The organism is Bradyrhizobium sp. CCGUVB14 (genome assembly GCF_024199935.1).
In the GTDB taxonomy this organism is placed as follows: Bacteria; Pseudomonadota; Alphaproteobacteria; order Rhizobiales; family Xanthobacteraceae; genus Bradyrhizobium.
In genome coordinates this window covers 1,948,127-1,965,208 of the sequence record NZ_JANADS010000001.1, presented here as the reverse complement: position 1 = coordinate 1,965,208, position 17,082 = coordinate 1,948,127, and the positions used below count along the sequence as shown (strand labels likewise).

The window sequence follows — 17,082 nt, the reverse complement described above, 5'->3', positions numbered from 1 at the left end:
CGTTAGGGCGGCGCCGCCAGATGCACTGCCTTTTGTTCGGCAAGCCGTTCGATCTCCTCGGTCGAGAAGCCGGCCTCGCGCAAAATGTCGCGGCCGTGCTGGCCGAGCGTCGGCGCCGGGCCAGCCGGCTCCGGCTGGGTCACGCTCCAGGTCGAGGGTACGCGCATCTGGCGGATGCGGCCCTCGACGGGGTGCTCTACCGTCTTGAAGAAGTCGATCGCCTTCAGATGCGGGTCTTCGAGGACCGTCTCCAGCGTGTGCATCGGCATCACCGGAATGTCGGCGCGCTCCAGCAGTTCGCGCCACTCGGCGGTGCTGCGTGTGAGGAAGATGTGGCCGATCTCCGCGTAGATCTCGTCGATATGCTTGGTGCGCGCGGCGTGGTTGGCAAAGCGCGGCTGCTCGAGGAAATGCGGCTGTCCGATCGCCTCGAAGAAGCTGCGCCAGTGCTTGTCGTTGTAGATGAGCACGCAGAGATAGCCGTCGCTGGTCTTGTAGGGGCGGCGATAGCGCGACAGTAGGCGGGTATAGCCGCCATGGTCGAGCGGGGGATCGTAGGTGAGCCCGCCGAGGTGATCGACCAGCACGAACTCGGTCATGGATTCGAACATCGGCACGTCGATACGCTGGCCCTGGCCGGTGCGCTGCTGGTGCATCAGTCCGCCCATGATCGCGTTGACCATCATCAGGCCGACGATGCGGTCAGCGATGGTCACAGGGACGTAGCGCGGCGTGCCGTCGCCGGCGGCCGCTAGCAGCGTCGGAATCGTGGCTGCGCCCTGGATCAGGTCGTCATAGGCGGGTTTGGCGGCATAGGGGCCGGACTGGCCGTAGCCGAACGCACCGACATAGACCAGCGATGGGTTGATCGCAGCCAGCGTCTCGTAGTCGAGGCCGAGCCGCGCCATCGCCTGCGGGCGCACATTATAGACCAGCGCGTTGGCGCTCTTTGCCAGCCGGAGCAGCGTGTCGCGGGCCTCCGGCTTCTTGAGGTCGAGCACGATGCTGCGCTTGCCGCGATTGGCGTTGTGAAACATGCCGCCCATACCGGGCGTGCGGCCAGGGCCGATCTGGCGAACGATGTCGCCCTCGGGGCTTTCGACCTTGATGACGTCGGCGCCCATGTCCGCCAGCACTTGGGTGCCGTAGGGGCCCATCAGCACCGAAGTCAGGTCGAGAATAGTGAAGCCGGCGAGCGGTCCCATGGGGCCTCGTGGGGTAAGTTCATATATGTGGAGTTAGAATTCAGAAATTGGCGATCAATTCGAGTGCTTTGTCGGCGATCGCATAGCTCCATGCGTAATTCATATACTTGACATATAAATTCACATATATGTACATTTTCCTCAAGCAAGAAACGGAGCGAGGGGTCGAGCGGCTCAGTAGCCAGCGGCTGCCGCCTTCGGCATGGGACGCGTCAGGGAGAACGATATGAGGAAGAATCTGGTCCGGGCTGCCACCGTGCTCGCGTTGTCGCTGCCGGTCTCGACATTGTCCGCGCAGGCACTCGAGCTGAAGGTCGCCGACAGCTTCCCCGCAGGACACTATCTCGTCCGCCTGATGCTCAAGCCCTGGATGGATGACGTCACCAAGCGCACCAACGGCGCGGTGACCTTCACCTATTATCCGAACCAGCAGATCGGCAAGGCCGCGGATATGCTGCGGCTGACGCAGTCGGGCGTGGTCGACATCGGCTACATCGGGCCGTCCTACGTCTCCGACAAGATGCCGTTGTCGGAAGTCGCGCAATTGCCGGGTGCGTTCGCGACCAGCTGCCAGGGTACGCTCGCTTATTGGAAGAGCGCGCGCGAGGGCGTGCTGGCCAAGCAGGAATACGCGCCAAACAAAATCAAGCTGCTGATGGCGGTGGTGCTGCCGCCCTATCAGGTGTGGACCGTCAAATCGAAGGTCGAGGCCACCAAGGACATGCAGGGCCTGAAGCTGCGCACCACCGGCGGTGCGCAGGATCTGACGTTGCGCGCGCTCAACGCGGTGCCGGTGCGCATGGCCGCACCCGATGCCTATGAATCGCTGTCGCGCGGCACGATGGATGGTCTTTTGTTTCCGCTCGACAGCGTCGTCGCCTATGGCCTCGACAAGCTGGTCAAGCACGCCACCGAAGGCGTCAGCTTCGGCAGCTTCATTGTCGCCTATTCCATCAATCAGTCGGTGTGGGACAAGCTGCCCGACGACGTGAAGACAGCGATGAACGAGGCCTCCGAGGCGATCACGCCAAAAGCCTGCGCCGACGTCGACAAGGAAGGTGCGGTCACCAAGAAGCAGATGCAGGACGAGGGCGTCACCTTCGATCCGCTGCCCGAGGCCACGCGCGTGGAAATGAAGGACAAGCTGAAAGGCGTCGGCCATGAATGGGCGGCTGGTCTCGACAGCCGCGGCAAGCAGGCCTCCGCCGCGCTGAAGGAGTTCGAAGACTTGCTGGCGGCCGGCAGCAAGTAATCTGCAAAACGAACAGGGAGACGCGACGTGATCGAACGGGCAGGGCAAGTGCTCGGTGCGCTGGAGCGCGCGCTGACTGTCATCGCGGTGGTGTTCCTGTTCGTGATCATGGTGCTGGTGGTGACCGACGTGTTCATGCGCTACGTGCTGAACAGCCCGTTTTCCTTCACCTATGATTTGATCGGGCTCTATCTGCTCGCCGGCGTGTTCTTCTTCACGTTGTCGGACGCCTTGCGCGAGCATGCGCATGTCGGCGTCGACATCCTGTTGTCGCGCTTCTCACCGGCGGGGCGGCGGTTGTCCGAGATCGTCACTGCGCTTGCGGGCTTGTTCGTCTTCGTCCTGATCTACAAGGTCGGCTTCGCCCGTGCGCTCGAAAATTACGAGCAGCATGACGTCCTCTCCGGCGCGATTCCCTGGCCGACCTGGATTTCGGCGGCGCTGGTGCCCTTCGGCTGCGGCGTGCTGGTGTTGCGGCTGGCGCTCCAGCTCGTCGGCAATGTGCTGAGCCTCGTCAGCGGCCGCGACCTCTATCCGCTGCCGCCGGTCACCGGCGTCGGCGAAGCGCGCGGCTTCGAGTAACGGCAGGCATTCATGACACCTCTCATCGTTCTCGCCCTGCTGTTCGGACTGCTCGCGCTCGGCACGCCCGTCGGTTTCGCCATGGCCTTTTCCGGCTCGGTCGGCCTCGTCATGGTCGGCGGCTTTCCGACCTTGTTCGGTATCCTGGAGACCGCGCCACTCTCGACCGTCTCCTCTTATGAGCTCATCACCATCCCGATGTTCCTGCTGATGGCCGACCTCGTGCTGCTGTCCGGCGTTGCGGACGATCTGTTCAAGACGGCCTCGGCCTGGGTCGGCCGCGTTCCTGGTGGCCTCGGCATGGCGACCGCGCTTGCCGGCGCCGGATTTGGTGCGATCTGCGGCACCTCGACGGCCTCAGCGGCGACGCTGTCCTCGACCAGCCTTCCCGCGATGATCCGCCAAGGGTACGAGCCGAAGATGGCCGCCGGCGTGGTCGCGATCTCGGGCACGTTGTCGATGCTGCTGCCGACCAGCGTCGCGCTGGTCATCTTCGGCCTGCTGGCGGAAGTGAACATCGGCAAGCTCCTCATCAGCGGCATCATCCCCGCGATCCTCGTCACCATCACCATCATGGCCACGATCTATTTCCTGGTCTGGCAGGATCCCTCGCGTGCGCCGACTGCGAAATCGGTGCCGTGGCGCGAGAAGTTCGCGCTGCTGTGGCAGGTCTCGCCGATGGTGGTGCTGTTCTCGATCGTGACAGGCACGATCTATCTCGGCGTCGCGACGCCGACCGAGGCCTCGGCCTTCGGCGCGTTCGGCGCCTTCCTGCTGGCGATCGTCAAGGGCAAGATCACGCCGACCTCGCTCTACAAGACGCTGCTACGCGCCTGCCACGGCACCTGCATGATCATCATGATCCTCGTCGGTGCCTCGATCTTCGGCTACTTCTTCACGCTCACCCATGTGACGCAGGATCTCGTCGCCTGGATTGGCTCGTTGCCGACCTCGCGCTGGATCATCATCACGCTGATCCTGTGCGGTTATATCGTGCTCGGCTCCTTCATGGACCAGATCGCGATCCTGGTGCTGACGGTGCCGATCGTGCTGCCGCTGATCAAGACGCTCGGCTTCGATCCGATCTGGTTCGGCGTCATCAAGATCGTTACGGCTGAGGTCGGCATGATCACGCCGCCAGTCGGGCTGAATTGCTTCATCGTCGCCCGCTACGCCAAGCGGCCGGTGGCGGAGGTGTTCCACGGCACCTTCCCGCACTTCATCGCACACCTGATCGCGATTGCGATTTTGGTGGCGTTTCCGTCTATCATCCTCTGGCTGCCCTCGCAGATGGGGCGCTAGGCTAAAACGAGCCTCCACAAGGAGACCATCATGGATTTCGCGCTCACCGATCAGCAGGAAGCCATTGGCGACGCCATCGCCAAGATCTGCGAGGGCTTTCCCGATGCCTATTGGCTGAAGAAAGATCATGATGGCGGCTTCCCGCACGACTTCCACAAGGCGCTGGCCGATGCCGGCTGGCTCGGCATCTGCGTGCCGGAAGAATATGGCGGCTCCGGTCTCGGCATCACCGAAGCTGCGATCATGATGCGGACGATCGCAGAGTCGGGCGCGGGTATGTCCGGCGCATCGGCGGTGCATATCAACGTGTTCGGCCTCAATCCCGTCGTCGTGTTCGGCACCGAGGAGCAGCGCAAGCGCATGCTGCCGCCGATGGTCGAGGGCCGCGAGAAGGCGTGCTTTGCCGTCACCGAGCCGAACACCGGCCTCAACACCACCCAACTCAAGACCCGCGCGGTTGCCAAGAACGACCGCTACATCGTCAACGGCCAGAAGGTCTGGATTTCGACCGCGCAGGTCGCACACAAAATCCTGCTGCTGGCGCGCACCACGCCGCTGGAAGAGGTGCGCTCGCCAACCCACGGCCTCAGCCTGTTCTACACGGACTTCGATCGCAACAAGATCAAGGTCCACGAGATCGAGAAGATGGGCCGCAAGATCGTCGATTCCAACGAGTTGTTCTTCGAGGACTTTGAAATTCCGATGGAGGACCGGATCGGCGAGGAGGGCAAAGGTTTTCAGTACATCCTCGAAGGCATGAACCCCGAGCGCATCCTGATCGCTGCGGAAGCCGTCGGTCTCGGCAAGCTCGCGCTGTCGCGTGCGACCGAGTATGCCAAGACGCGAACCGTGTTCAATCGCCCGATCGGCAAGAACCAGGGCATTCAGCATCCGCTCGCGGTCAACTGGGTCGAGCTCGAGGCGGCCTGGCTGATGGTGATGTCGGCGGCCTGGCAATACGACAATGGCATGCCGTGCGGCGCGGCTGCCAACGCCGCAAAGTATCTCGCAGGGGAGGCCGGCTTCTCGGCCTGTGAGCAGGCTGTGATGACCCATGGCGGTTTCGGCTATGCCAAGGAATTCCACGTCGAGCGCTATTTGCGCGAGGTTCTGATCCCGCGCATCGCGCCGGTCTCCCCGCAGCTCGCGCTCGGCTTTATTGCGGAGAAGGTGTTGGGTCTGGCCAAGTCCTACTAATCTCACCCGTGCTTCGTCTGACAGGATCGCCATGAACCTCGCTCACCACCTCCTGCGTGCCGCCAAGGCAGACGCCTTCGCGCCGGCGCTATTCAAGGGGTTGACACCGGTTGCGGATTACGGTCGACTCGCTGCGACGGCGGCCTCTCTGGCCGCATCGTTGCAGCGACGCCTCGGTCTCGTCAAAGGCGACCGGGTCGCGCTCTTGATGAAGAATGCGCCCGACTACGTCGCCTGTCTCTATGCCTGCTGGCATGCCGGGCTGGTCGCCGTTCCCATCAACGCCAAGCTGCATCCGCGCGAGGTCGCGTTCATTCTCGACAATTCGGGTGCAGCGGTCGTCTTCGTGACCGAGGATATGGCGAGCGTCGCTTCAGAGGCCTTGGCGCTCAGTGCGGCCAAGCCCAGCGTCGTCGAGGTCGGCTCGGTCGAGCATCGTGGCTTCGAGAAAGCTGAGGGCGTCGCGATCGCCGATGTCGCGATCACGGATCCCGCCTGGATTTTCTACACCAGCGGCACCACGGGCCGGCCCAAGGGCGCGCTGCTCAGCCACCGCAACCTGCTCGCCATGGCGCTGAACTACCTCGCCGAGATCAATCCGATCGTGCCCGGCGAGGCGCTGCTGCATGCTGCGCCGATGTCGCACGGCTCCGGCCTCTACATGGTGCCGCACGTGCTCGGCATGGGCGCGCAGATCATTCCCGAAAGCGGCCGCTTCGAGCCTGACGAGATTCTGGAACTGACCGAGAAGCGTGCCGGCATCTCCTTCTTCGCCGCACCGACCATGGTGCGACGCCTGACGGTCGCCGCGGAATCGGCAGGCGCGACCGCGCCAGGGCTGAAGACCATCATCTACGGCGGCGGTCCCATGTATGTCGCCGATTGCAAGGCCGCGCTCGCCGTGTTCGGACCGAAGCTTGCGCAGATCTATGGTCAGGGCGAGACGCCGATGACCATCACCTATTTGCCCAGATCGATGCATGTCGGCGCCACACATCCGCGCTATGAAGAACGCCTCGCCTCGGTCGGCATCGCGCAGAGCGTGGTGCAGGTTCGTGCCGTGGACGAGGCGGGGCGGGATGTTGCATCGGGAGAGGTCGGCGAGATCATCGTGCGCGGTGATACCGTGATGTCCGGCTACTGGCAGAACCCGGACGCCACCGCGAGCACATTGCGCGACGGCTGGCTCTACACCGGCGACATGGGCGCGTTCGATGCCGATGGATTCCTGACGTTGAAGGACCGCTCCAAGGACGTCATCATCTCCGGTGGCACCAACATTTATCCGCGCGAAGTCGAGGAGGTGCTATTGCGCCACGAAGCGGTTGCCGAAGTCTCGGTCATCGGTCGTCTGCATCCGGAGTGGGGCGAAGAGGTCGTCGCCGTCGTTGTTCCCGTGGCCGGAAAGAAGGTGGAGCGCGACGATCTCGACCGGATCTGCAACGCCTGGATCGCGCGTTTCAAGCGGCCGAAGCAGTATTACGTCACGGCCGAGTTACCCAAGAACAGCTATGGCAAGATCGTGAAGACGGAGCTGCGCGCGCTGCTCGGCGAGTCTTCCGCGCGACTTGCTCCGATGGACTAGCGAAGGATGCCGGAGGACGCAGCGCCGATCGATTTTACCGGCCTTATCCAGGACGGCGATCTCGTGGTGCGCAGGAAGGCGACCGCGGAGCCCGTCACCTTGACCGAAGTGCTGGTGACGCAGGCGGCGCACTTGCCGCCCTTCCGCGTGATGGTCGAGCCGTTGTTCTCGGACACGTTCTCCGCTTGGGTACCTAACGTGTCGCTCCTGAGCTATGGCGTGATCGGCAACGCGCGGCGGGCTCGCGAGGCGGACAAGTCCTGGCGAAGATGCCGAGGTCCAGCGTACGCCCAGACTATAACGAATTCGAACGCTGGCGAGACGGGCTTGCTGCAAGCCACGGATTCAGCATAACTTGGACATGCCGGTGTTTCCTTTTCGTGGAAAGCGGTCAATTTGCGCAGCGACCAAGTCGTGGTTGGTATCGGACGCCTGAGGAACGAAGATCCTCGGGCAGGCGTCAGACGTTGTGGCGACCGATACTCGTTTCGCGCGACATGGCCGCCCGCCTTTGAAACGCTAGCCCTATTCGTGGGCCGTCCGTGGCCTGCGAGCCTTAGACCTTGGAGCGATATCGGTAGGATGGGGCAGCTTGCGCCAAATGATCTCGCCGCTTTCCCGCGCGCTATCCAAAAAAACGCAGTAACTCTACGGGTCCACCAGAAAAACGCACGACACGAACGCAAGCACAGGTTTAATGTCCGCAAGTCGCGCATAACTTACGGCAGGGCTAGACATGCACAGCGTTGAAACATTCCGGGATCTTCAGGTCGAAGCGACCGAGTGGCGTCACTATCTGCACGAAAATCCCGAGCTCGATTATCGATTGGACAATACGGCCAGGTTTGTGATCGAGAAGCTGGCTTCCTTTGGCATCAATCACATCGAAACCGGGATTGCTGAAACCGGTATCGTCGCTCTAATTCAGGGCGCGCGCGGAGACGGCCCGACGATCGGGTTGCGAGCTGACATGGACGCTTTGCCAATTAACGAAGAATCAAACAAGGCTTGGTCCTCGAAGATACCGGGTCGAATGCATGGATGCGGCCATGATGGTCATACAACCATGCTGCTGGGTGCTGCGAAATATCTTGCGAGTACCCGCAATTTCAGAGGTACCGTCGCTCTGATCTTCCAGCCCGCAGAAGAAGATGGAGGGGGTGATAAACTCGGTGGCCAGAAGATGGTCGAAGCCGGAATCATGGACCGTTTCGGCATTTCCAAAGTCTTTGGTATGCACAACAACCCGGGAATGGAAATCGGCACCTTCGGTATTTGCAATGGCCCGATCATGGCCGCACAGGACGATTTCGACATCGTCGTCAAGGGTAAGGGCGGCCATGCGGCCAAGCCCCACAACACCATCGATCCAGTTGTTATCGCAGCACAGATTATCGTTGGCCTGCAAACTTTGGTTTCACGCAACACGAATCCGATCGAGTCGCTCGTAATTTCCGTTACCCGATTTGAGGCGGCCCAAGCTTACAACGTCATCCCCGACAAGGTTACATTGGGCGGGACCGTCAGGACCCTTGTACCCAATCTGAGGGATTTCGCCGAACGGCAGATGCAAGTAGCAGCGGAAGGAATTGCGCGAGCATTCGGCGCCGATGTCGAATTCAAATACCGTCGATACCTCCCCGTTACCGTGAACCACGCGAATGAGACTGATCTGGCGATCAAGGCGGCGCGTGGTCTCGTTGGGCCTGCGTCTGTAGACGACAAGCTGCCCGTAAGAATGGGGGGGGAGGATTTCGCGTACATGCTTGAGGCCCGACCAGGAGCGTACATTTTCATGGGGAACGGCCCTACCGCCTTCCCGCACCATCCGGCATATGATTTTAATGACGAAGCACTGCCATATGGTATCGGCTATTGGGTGAATCTGGTTGAAATGGTGCTGGCTCCGTGACGGTACGCGCGAAACTGAACTTGAGATCCTCGCCCCGAAAAACGCCGTGCATCAAGTTCACCCAGTCGTCGGGCGAGTCCCTAGTACCTCAGCACAGTGATTTTGACGGGTTGCGTCGTGCGGCAGTCAGGTTAGCTCCGGCAGACACTTGGGATCAACGAGGACCTCGATGCTGCGAGGCATCCTTGGCTGCCTTGTGATGAGGCCCGCTCGTTCGAGCGCCAGCACCATTTGGTGAATCGAAGGCGGGCTGACGCGGAAATATTCCTGCATGTCGGCTTCTGCCGGAGGCCTTCGGTGAAGCCTCGTATAGAGGTGGATGAAGGCGAGGTATTGCCCCTGCTTGGGCGTGAAGGTTTTTGCCGAAGGACTCACGCCGGCCATCCGATTCAGTTGTTCGTGCGTGCCTCTCAGGGAGGCAGGCATGAATGTACGCTATCGGGTCGAACTCAGCCAAGTCGAGCGCGGCGAACTCAAGGCGCTGCTCAGCGGCGGCAAGCATGCGTCCCGCAAGCTCAAGCGGGCGCAGATTTTGCTGGCTGCCAATGCCGGGGCCGGCGACGAGGAGATCGCCAGGAGCGTCGGCGTGAGCGGCTCGACCGTGTACCGGACCAAACGCCGCTTCGTGGAAGGCAATCTGGAACGGGCGCTGAGCGAGGAGCCGCGTCCCGGGGCGGAGCGCAAACTCACCGGCAAGGAAGAAGCCTTGCTGGTGGCGACCGCCTGTGCGGCCCCTCCAAAGGGCCGTGCCCGCTGGACGCTCGATCTGTTGGCGGGTGCGCTCGTCAAGCTCACTGAACACAAAAGCCTGTCGCGCGAGACGGTCCGGCGACGTCTGGCGGAGAACGACCTCAAGCCCTGGCGCAAGGACATGTGGTGCATTCCGCAGGTCGATGGCGAATACGTCGCCCGCATGGAAGACGTGCTCGATCTCTACGCCGAGGCACCCGATTCCAAGCGACCGGTGGTGTGCTTCGATGAAAGCCCGGTGCAGCTCATCGGCGAGGTCCGTCAGCCCATCCCGGCCAAGCCGGGCCAGCTCGAGCGTTACGATTACGAGTATCGTCGCAATGGGACGGTCAATCTCTTCGTCCTCCTCGACGTGCATCGCCCCTGGCGCAAGGTCAAAGTCACCGAACGGCGAGCCGCAAAAGACTATGCCCAATGCATGCGCGATCTCGTCGACATCCATTATCCCGATGCCGAGATCATCCGCCTCGTCCAAGACAATTTATCGACCCACTCCGCCGGCGCCCTGTATCAGGCGTTCCCGCCCGCCGAAGCACGGCGCATCCTGCGGCGGATCGAGTTCCACTACACTCCAAAGCACGCAAGCTGGCTCAACATGGTCGAGATCGAGATCGGCGTCCTGCGGGGACAGTGCCTCGACCGCAGGATCGACGACCCCAAGCGACTGCGGCGCGAAATCTCCGCCTGGGAACGGCAGAGAAATGCCGCACGCTCCCGCATCAAATGGATGTTCACAACCGAAAAGGCCCGCGCCAAAATGGGTCGCGCCTACCCAAACCCTTCCAAAGAGTCATAATCACTGTGCTGAGGTACTAGTGGTTCGTCACAGTGATTTTGACGATTTGATACCGAGCCATTCGAGGATGGGCAAGTTTTCGGGAGGCAAGAGAATCTCGATGCTTCGTGCGACGCCAGGCTTGCGACGAATGAAGCCGTTGCGTTCGAGGGTGACGATCATCTGGTGGACTGACGGCGGGCTGACGCGAAAATGGCGCTGGATGTCGGCTTCGGCGGGCGGCTGTCCGAACATGTACGAATAGGTGTGGATGAAAGCGAGGTAGTGACCCTGCTTCTCGGTGAGGCGCGCGCCTGATTTTTGACTCATAGCTGGATTCGTCCCGGCCTCCGACAAGGAGGCGAAGCATGAATGTACGTTATCGGGTGGAATTGAGCCAAGTCGAGCGGGACGAATTGACGGCGATGCTGAACGGCGGCAAGCATGCTGCCCGCAAGCTGAAGCGGGCGCAGATTTTGCTGGCGGCCGATGGGGGCCGCTGCGACGCGGAGATTATCCGAACCGTCCGGGTCAGCCTGTCCACCGTCGGCCGGACCAAACGCCGCTTCGTGGAAGGCAATCTGGAGCGGGCCTTGAGCGAGGAGCCGCGTCCGGGCGCAGAGCGCAAGCTGACCGGCAAGGAGGAGGCCCTGCTGGTGGCGACCGCATGCGCCAAGCCGCCAGCTGGCCGCAAACGCTGGACGCTGACACTGCTGGCCGACACGATGGTCAAGCTCACCGATCACGACAGCCTGTCGGGCGAAACCGTGCGCCGCCGGCTGGCCGAGAACGACCTCAAGCCGTGGCGCAGGGACATGTGGTGCATTCCTCATGTCGACGGCGAATACGTCGCCCGCATGGAGGACGTGCTCGATCTCTACGCCGAGGAGCTATGGCCGATTCTGGGTGACGCGGCCTGATCAGGCGGCGTGGCTTTCAGTGGTCGGAGTGACCTCGATGCCGTCGGTAAACTTTACACCGGCGATGACCTTCGGCAACTGATTTGTTCCTTTCAGTCGGCGCCATGTCTTCGATGCGGCGTCGATCAACTTGAACACCATCAGCTTCGCGGTTTTCGGCGAGAGCGATCCTTTCGTTCGCACCGTCCGGTGCCGCACCGTGGCGAACACACTCTCGATCGGATTCGAGGTGCGCAGATGAGCCCAATGCTCGGCAGGGAAGTCGAAGAACGCGAGCAGCGCCTCACGATCCTTGATCAAGCACTCGACCGCAGGCCCGTATTTGGCACGGTATTTCTCGACGAAGGTGTCGATCGCGGTTTCGGCTTTCGCCCGGCTCGGCGCCAGATAGACGTTCCGCAGGTCGTTCTTCATTGCGCCCTGCACGGATTTGGCGACCTTGTCGAGCACGTTGCTGACTTTGTGGCACCAGCACCGCTGGTGTCGCGTGCCAGGGAAGACCTCGTCGAGAGCCTTCCAGAACCCCAGAGCGCCGTCACCGACCGCCACTTCAGGAGCGATCCGCAGGCCGCGCTGCTTCACATCGATCAAGAGCTCACGCCAACTCTGGGCGCTCTCGCGGGCGCCCACCTGGAAGCCGACCAATTCCTTGCGGCCCTCCGGCGTCGCGCCGACCAGCACCAGGATACATTCGCTGTGATCCTCCATCCGGGCCTGCAAATAAACGCCATCGGCCCAGAGATAGACGTAGCGCCGCGCCGACAGGTCACGTCGCTGCCAACGCTCGTACTCGGCCTGCCAGTCGGCCGTCAGGCGTGCAATCACCGACGCCGACAGGTTCGGCGCATCCTTGCCGAGCAGCGCCGACAGCGCGTCCTGGAAGTCGCCAGTCGAGATGCCGCGCAGGTAGAGCACTGGCAGCAGGGCATCCAGGCTCTTGGTGCGCCGCGCCCACAGCGGCAGGATCGCCGAGCTGAAGCGGATCCGATTGGCCCCGCAGGCGCCGCGGTCCCGAACCTTCGGCCGGGCGACCTCCACGGGGCCGATGCCGGTCTGAATTTGTCGCGCCGGTCCATAGCCGTGCCGGACCAGCCGGGCCCGACCGTCCGGCAGTGTCAGCTCGGACGTGCTGGCCAGAAACGTGTCGACCTCGATCTCGATCGCCCTGGCAAGCAGCTCGCGCGCCCCAGCGCGGAGGATATCGGTCAGTGGATCGTCAACCGTGGAGGGCTGACGAAAAGCAAGAACGTTGGTAGTCTCGGTCATGGCGTATCGCTCTCCTTGAGAGGTTTCTGGCAGGCTGGACACCCGCCTCGATACGCCGCCTCTCTCAACCCGTCATCACCCAGTTTCGGCCATAGCTCACGCCGAGGCGCCGGATCCCGAGCGGCCGCTGGTCTGCTCACATGGGGATTGAGTGTGTCAAGGTGGTTGGTCAGCTCTTTGTTCGATGGCAGGCCAGCTCTTCGTCCCGACCTTGGAGCTTTGGAGATGGGGCGCGCAGATCAAGTCAAGGCCGGCCCGTAGGGCCGCCGCGCAGCGGCTTGGCCTTGACTTGATCGAGCACGCCATCAGGCTGATGTGGTCGGGCGTAGGCAGGCCAGATAGCTCCTTTTTTCGATGGCGATCCAAGTCGAGCCCGGTTTTGGCAATCTGGTTTACTTGCCAGATCAAACTCACATTCGGTCGTCGCGCGAGGCAACTGCACCAACATTCCGCTTGCGGCGGGCAGGCTCGAGAGGACGAGACCATTCTTCGACGCGGCTTTTTGAAGCCATGCAGACCATCGGTTCGTCCACCCGGATCGGCCGAGGCTGATCGAACCTCGGCAGATTGGTTTTGAGTTTGCGGGGGAAAGCGCTTGTGTTAGGCGACGGACTTCATCACGGCTCCCTCAATCACGACGCCTGCGGTCACGTACTTCCACAGAGCCACGAGCAGCTTGCGCGCCAGCGCCACGATCGCACGCTTGCGGCCGCGCTGGCTGTGCGCCTTGAACCACTGCGCCAGAGCCGATTGTCCCTGGTGGCGCACCCAGAGCCAGGCGAGCTGGACCATGGTTGTGCGCAGCCGCGGATTGCCGGCCTTCGACACGCCCTGCTCGCGTTCGATACCGCCACTCCGCCATGGCGTGGCCGCAAGACCGGCATAGGCAGCAACCTGACGACGGTTGGCGAAGTGGCGGTAGAAGGCCTCCGACCAGAGAACCCCGGCGAAGTTGGCGCCCATTCCCTTCAAGGCGAGCAGCATTGTGACCGGGTCCGCTGCGCCCTTCTTCTCGCCGGCTGGCTTTCCCGCCTCGACCAGGAGAGCATCCTGCGCGGCCTCCACTGCCTTGATCTGGTCGAGCAGCAGTTCGAGCCGATCGAGTTCGCGACTGACCTGCTCTTTGAGATGCGGCAGCAGTGCGCGACCGTCCCCCGTACGCAGGGCCTCAAGGCGCGCCCGCCGGTCGCGCCGCAACGGCGCGTAATCAGATATCCCTTGCGCGAACAGAAGGCCTTTGATCCGGTTCACATGCTCGATCCGCTCAGCGATCAATGTCCGCCGCTCACGGCAAATCCGGCGGCGGTCCTCTTCTTCCGGAGAGGGAGCAACGACCATCGCGCAGACCCGCGGCTCGCCGCGCTTGTAGGCCAAAAGCGCCCGCAGCAGCGTCTCGCCATCCAGCCTGTCCGTCTTGGCCCGCCTGCGCCGGCGCGAAGTCGCGATCGAGGCCGGATCCACCACGTGGCTCTCGATGCCCTCCTGCTGCAGACTGCGGTGAAGCCAGAACCCATCCAGCCCCGCCTCCTGGATTGTAATGATCGGATAGCTCTCACCCGTTCGCGCCTGCGCCTTGCGCTTTAGCTCTGCGAACAGCTTCAAGAGTTCCGCAATATCGCCGGCCTTCACGCTGCGTTTGGACATTTTCTCGCTCTTGCCGGGCGATAGCGAGGTAACCAGCCAAGTCGAACGGCTCAGTTCCAACGACACAAAAATTGCGCCAAACTGCGTGCGGATAGCGGCCGGTCCGTCGGAATGATGATCGAGCAACATCGTCGTTCTCCAGGTTGAAGGGATTCAGCAACCTCAGTCTGGCCTCAGACCTAGTCGCTATCCACTCCCCATGGAATCTTCGACGAGACCCCCGGTGATGGGGTGACCCGGTTCGGAGCGGGCAACGGGGATCAGAATGACCAGCGAGTCGCAGCTACGGGAGAAGCTTCGGAAGATAGAGGCGTTGTTCGCGGGTGCCGGAACTGCTGGTGAGCGCTTTGCGGCGGAAGCTGCGCTACAGCGGGTGCGTGCCCGGGTCGAGGAGCTGGCTCGCCACGATCCGCCGATCGAGCAGCAATTTTCACTTCCCGACCAATGGTCGCGGCACCTGTTCTTGGCGCTTTGCCGCCGGTACGGGCTGCGGCCGTTTCGTTATCACCGCCAGCGACGCAACACGGTGATGATCCGTGCGTCACGAGGCTTCGTCGACAAAGTTCTGCTGCCGGAGTTCACCGAGCTGGAGAGGGCGTTGCAAGTCTATCTGCACGAGATGACGCTGCGTGTGATCCGCGAGGAGATCTATGACGACACCAGCGATCCGCAGGAAGTTCCAGATGCCCTGCCGTCGAACTGATCAGGCGGCGAGCTTTGCCTGCGAACTGTCGCGCTCGGCCTTCCAATTCCACGGCAACAGCATGTGCAGCTGATTGATCTTTGTGCGCCCAGAGACGATGCGCTCGAGAACATCGGCCAGATAGTGCCGCGGGTCGATGTCTTGCAGCTTTGCCCAGTTGATGAGCGACGCAAGAATGGCCCAGGTCTCGGCGCCGCCTTCGCTGCCCGCGAACAAATAATTCTTCTTTCCGAGCCCTATCGGCTTGATACCGCGCTCGACCGTATTGTTGTCTACTTCAATGCGTCCGTCTTCGATGAAGCGCGTCAGACCGGCCCAATGGTTGAGGGTGTAGCGGATAGCTTTGCCAAGGCCGGACTTCTTCGAGACTTCCAGCAGCCGCGCCTCGAGCCAGGGTTTGAAGTCCTCTATCAGCGGCCTGGCGTCGGTTTGCCGCACTGCAGCCCGATGCGCCGCCGGCAGACCGCGGATGCGATCCTCGATGGCGTAGAACATCGCGATCCGTTGCAGCGCTTCCGCGGCAATCGGTGACTTGGTCGCGACGTGAACGTCCCAGAACTTCCGCCGCGCATGCGCGAAGCAGAACGCCAGCTGTATCAGACGGCCGCCGCTCTTGATCAGGCCCTTGTAGGCGGCATAGCCATCGACCTGCAGGATGCCGTGGTAGTCCCCGAACAGCTGCTTGTCGCGGATCGCCTTGCGATCCTCGGCAAACATGTAGACCACCGCCGGCGGCGCCGGGCCGCCCCACGGACGGTCGTCGGTGGCGATCGCCCAGAACTGGCAGACTTTGGTCCTGCCACGTCCGGGATCGAGAACCGGCAGCGGCGTCTCGTCGGCAAACAGCCGCGGGTAGGACATCATTGTGTCGCGCAACAGCGTGTGAAGCGGCTTCAGCCACCAGGCTGCGTGGCGCATCCACGAGGCCAGCGTCTGCCGGTCGAGTGTGATGCCTTGCGCGGCGAACATCTGTTCCTGCCGATACAGCGGCAGCTGGTAGCCGTATTTCATCACCGCGATGTGGGCCAGCAAGGCTTCCGTCACCATCCCGCCGTCGATCGCCTGGGCCGGCGCGGGTGCCTGCAGCACACCCTGGCGGCATCCCCGGCAGCCGTACCGCGGACGCACAATGCGCTTGACCCGGTACTGCATCGGAATGACGTCGAAGGCTTCCTTGACGGTCTCCGCGATCTTGTGCAGTCGCTCGCCGCAGCAGGGGCAGATATGGCTCTCGATATCGATTACGACATCGATGCGCGGCAAATGCTCCGGAAGCTTCCCCCGGTTGCGTCGCGCCGGTCGCTTTCCACGGCCCTCCGCTCCGTCAGGCAGCCTGGCTCCGGTCACGTCGTCGTTGGCGGCACGAGCCGCCTCCGCCGTGATGGTGAAGAGAGACAGCTGCCCGGGGTCCAGGGTCTCGGACCGGGGACCGAAGATCGTGCGCTTGTATTGGGACAGGATCATCAGGAGCTTGTCGTTCTCCTGGACCGCAGCGTCGCGTTGGACGATCGCTGCATCACGCTCGGCCGAAAGCATGCTGCATTCCGCCGACAGCGCCGCAAGCCGTGACGATAGCGCCATCACGGCTTGTCGAAGCAATGCTGGATCGGAAGGCAAATCACTCATGCAGAGTGGTTCTACAACAACTCCACATGAGTGACGAACTACTATTGATACGGATCAACCAGCTCGTGCGGGCTGATCCACAACCCGCATCGGCACACGCTTCCAGTCTGAGCCCTCGAGCAGCACCGAGAGCTGAGCGTGAGATAGCGGCATGACGCCTTCCTTGATCGGCGGCCAGGTGAACTGCCCCTCGATTCTCTTGTAGTAAAGGACAAGGCCGCTTCCGTCCCAGGTCAGGATCTTCACGCGATCTCGGCGCTTGGAGCGGAAGATGTAAAGTCCGCCGTCGAACGGATCCAAGAGCTGGCTCCGCAAATTCGGACAGTAGCTTGAGTGGATTTTCTGCCTGACAGCGGCGAGGAT

Annotated in this window: 16 protein-coding genes and 1 pseudogene; 10 read left to right on the top strand and 7 right to left on the bottom strand. The window is 62.3% G+C overall.

Annotated elements, in window-relative coordinates; genetic code table 11:
* Positions 1–2: 2 nt before the first annotated feature.
* Positions 3–1,205: a CaiB/BaiF CoA-transferase family protein gene (locus NLM32_RS09145; protein WP_254128746.1), complete on the bottom strand. Its 1,203-nt coding sequence runs from the start codon at positions 1,203–1,205 to the stop codon at positions 3–5.
* 226 nt (positions 1,206–1,431) lie between these two features.
* Between NLM32_RS09145 and dctP the strand changes: the two genes are divergently transcribed.
* From dctP to NLM32_RS09110, 7 genes are all read left to right on the top strand, one after another.
* Complete coding sequence (dctP, locus tag NLM32_RS09140; protein ID WP_254128745.1) at positions 1,432–2,457, top strand: TRAP transporter substrate-binding protein DctP; 1,026 nt, start codon at positions 1,432–1,434, stop codon at positions 2,455–2,457.
* Between the two features lie 27 nt (positions 2,458–2,484).
* Positions 2,485–3,039, top strand: a complete 555-nt coding sequence (locus NLM32_RS09135) for a TRAP transporter small permease (RefSeq protein ID WP_254128744.1) — start codon at positions 2,485–2,487, stop codon at positions 3,037–3,039.
* A gap of 12 nt (positions 3,040–3,051) precedes the next feature.
* On the top strand, positions 3,052–4,341 hold the full coding sequence (locus NLM32_RS09130) for a TRAP transporter large permease (protein WP_254128743.1): 1,290 nt from the start codon (positions 3,052–3,054) through the stop codon (positions 4,339–4,341).
* A 30-nt stretch (positions 4,342–4,371) separates the two neighbouring features.
* The gene (locus NLM32_RS09125) at positions 4,372–5,538 is read left to right on the top strand and encodes an acyl-CoA dehydrogenase family protein (protein ID WP_254128742.1); all 1,167 of its coding nucleotides are present in this window, start codon (positions 4,372–4,374) and stop codon (positions 5,536–5,538) included.
* A 31-nt stretch (positions 5,539–5,569) separates the two neighbouring features.
* On the top strand, positions 5,570–7,123 hold the full coding sequence (locus tag NLM32_RS09120) for an AMP-binding protein (RefSeq protein WP_254128741.1): 1,554 nt from the start codon (positions 5,570–5,572) through the stop codon (positions 7,121–7,123).
* A gap of 6 nt (positions 7,124–7,129) precedes the next feature.
* A complete protein-coding gene (locus NLM32_RS09115; RefSeq protein WP_309144837.1) occupies positions 7,130–7,477 on the top strand; it encodes a hypothetical protein in 348 nt (115 codons plus the stop codon).
* A gap of 382 nt (positions 7,478–7,859) precedes the next feature.
* Positions 7,860–9,035 (top strand): M20 aminoacylase family protein, encoded by a 1,176-nt coding sequence (locus NLM32_RS09110; RefSeq protein WP_254128740.1) that lies wholly within the window; start codon positions 7,860–7,862, stop codon positions 9,033–9,035.
* Between the two features lie 126 nt (positions 9,036–9,161).
* Here the strand turns inward: NLM32_RS09110 and NLM32_RS09105 are convergent, their stop codons facing one another.
* On the bottom strand, positions 9,162–9,419 hold the full coding sequence (locus NLM32_RS09105; protein ID WP_254128612.1) for a LexA family transcriptional regulator: 258 nt from the start codon (positions 9,417–9,419) through the stop codon (positions 9,162–9,164).
* A gap of 40 nt (positions 9,420–9,459) precedes the next feature.
* On the opposite strand from NLM32_RS09105, the gene NLM32_RS09100 reads away from it, so the two are divergent.
* A complete protein-coding gene (locus tag NLM32_RS09100; protein WP_254135249.1) occupies positions 9,460–10,581 on the top strand; it encodes an IS630 family transposase in 1,122 nt (373 codons plus the stop codon).
* A gap of 27 nt (positions 10,582–10,608) precedes the next feature.
* Here the strand turns inward: NLM32_RS09100 and NLM32_RS09095 are convergent, their stop codons facing one another.
* On the bottom strand, positions 10,609–10,890 hold the full coding sequence (locus NLM32_RS09095) for a LexA family transcriptional regulator (protein ID WP_254128739.1): 282 nt from the start codon (positions 10,888–10,890) through the stop codon (positions 10,609–10,611).
* Positions 10,891–10,928: 38 nt separating this feature from the next.
* Between NLM32_RS09095 and NLM32_RS09090 the strand changes: the two are divergent.
* Positions 10,929–11,447: pseudogene (locus NLM32_RS09090) on the top strand (helix-turn-helix domain-containing protein); the annotation flags it as partial.
* Between the two features lie 33 nt (positions 11,448–11,480).
* On the opposite strand, the gene NLM32_RS09085 reads toward NLM32_RS09090, so the two are convergent.
* Together NLM32_RS09085 and NLM32_RS09080 are read right to left on the bottom strand one after the other, a co-directional pair.
* Entirely contained in the window at positions 11,481–12,746 is a 1,266-nt protein-coding gene (locus NLM32_RS09085; RefSeq protein ID WP_254128605.1) for an IS256 family transposase, read from the bottom strand.
* Between the two features lie 600 nt (positions 12,747–13,346).
* The gene (locus NLM32_RS09080) at positions 13,347–14,519 is read right to left on the bottom strand and encodes an IS110 family transposase (protein WP_254128738.1); all 1,173 of its coding nucleotides are present in this window, start codon (positions 14,517–14,519) and stop codon (positions 13,347–13,349) included.
* Positions 14,520–14,655: 136 nt separating this feature from the next.
* Between NLM32_RS09080 and NLM32_RS09075 the strand changes: the two genes are divergently transcribed.
* Positions 14,656–15,093 (top strand): hypothetical protein, encoded by a 438-nt coding sequence (locus NLM32_RS09075; protein WP_254128737.1) that lies wholly within the window; start codon positions 14,656–14,658, stop codon positions 15,091–15,093.
* On the opposite strand, the gene NLM32_RS09070 is transcribed toward NLM32_RS09075, so the two are convergent.
* Together NLM32_RS09070 and tnpB are read right to left on the bottom strand one after the other, a co-directional pair.
* Positions 15,094–16,674 carry an IS66 family transposase gene (locus tag NLM32_RS09070; protein ID WP_375143635.1) on the bottom strand — a complete coding sequence of 527 codons (1,581 nt, stop codon included), beginning with the start codon at positions 16,672–16,674 and terminating at the stop codon, positions 15,094–15,096.
* Between the two features lie 99 nt (positions 16,675–16,773).
* Positions 16,774–17,019, bottom strand: coding sequence for an IS66 family insertion sequence element accessory protein TnpB (gene tnpB / locus NLM32_RS09065; RefSeq protein WP_254128736.1), 246 nt, complete (start codon positions 17,017–17,019; stop codon positions 16,774–16,776).
* Between the last annotated feature and the right edge of the window lie 63 nt (positions 17,020–17,082).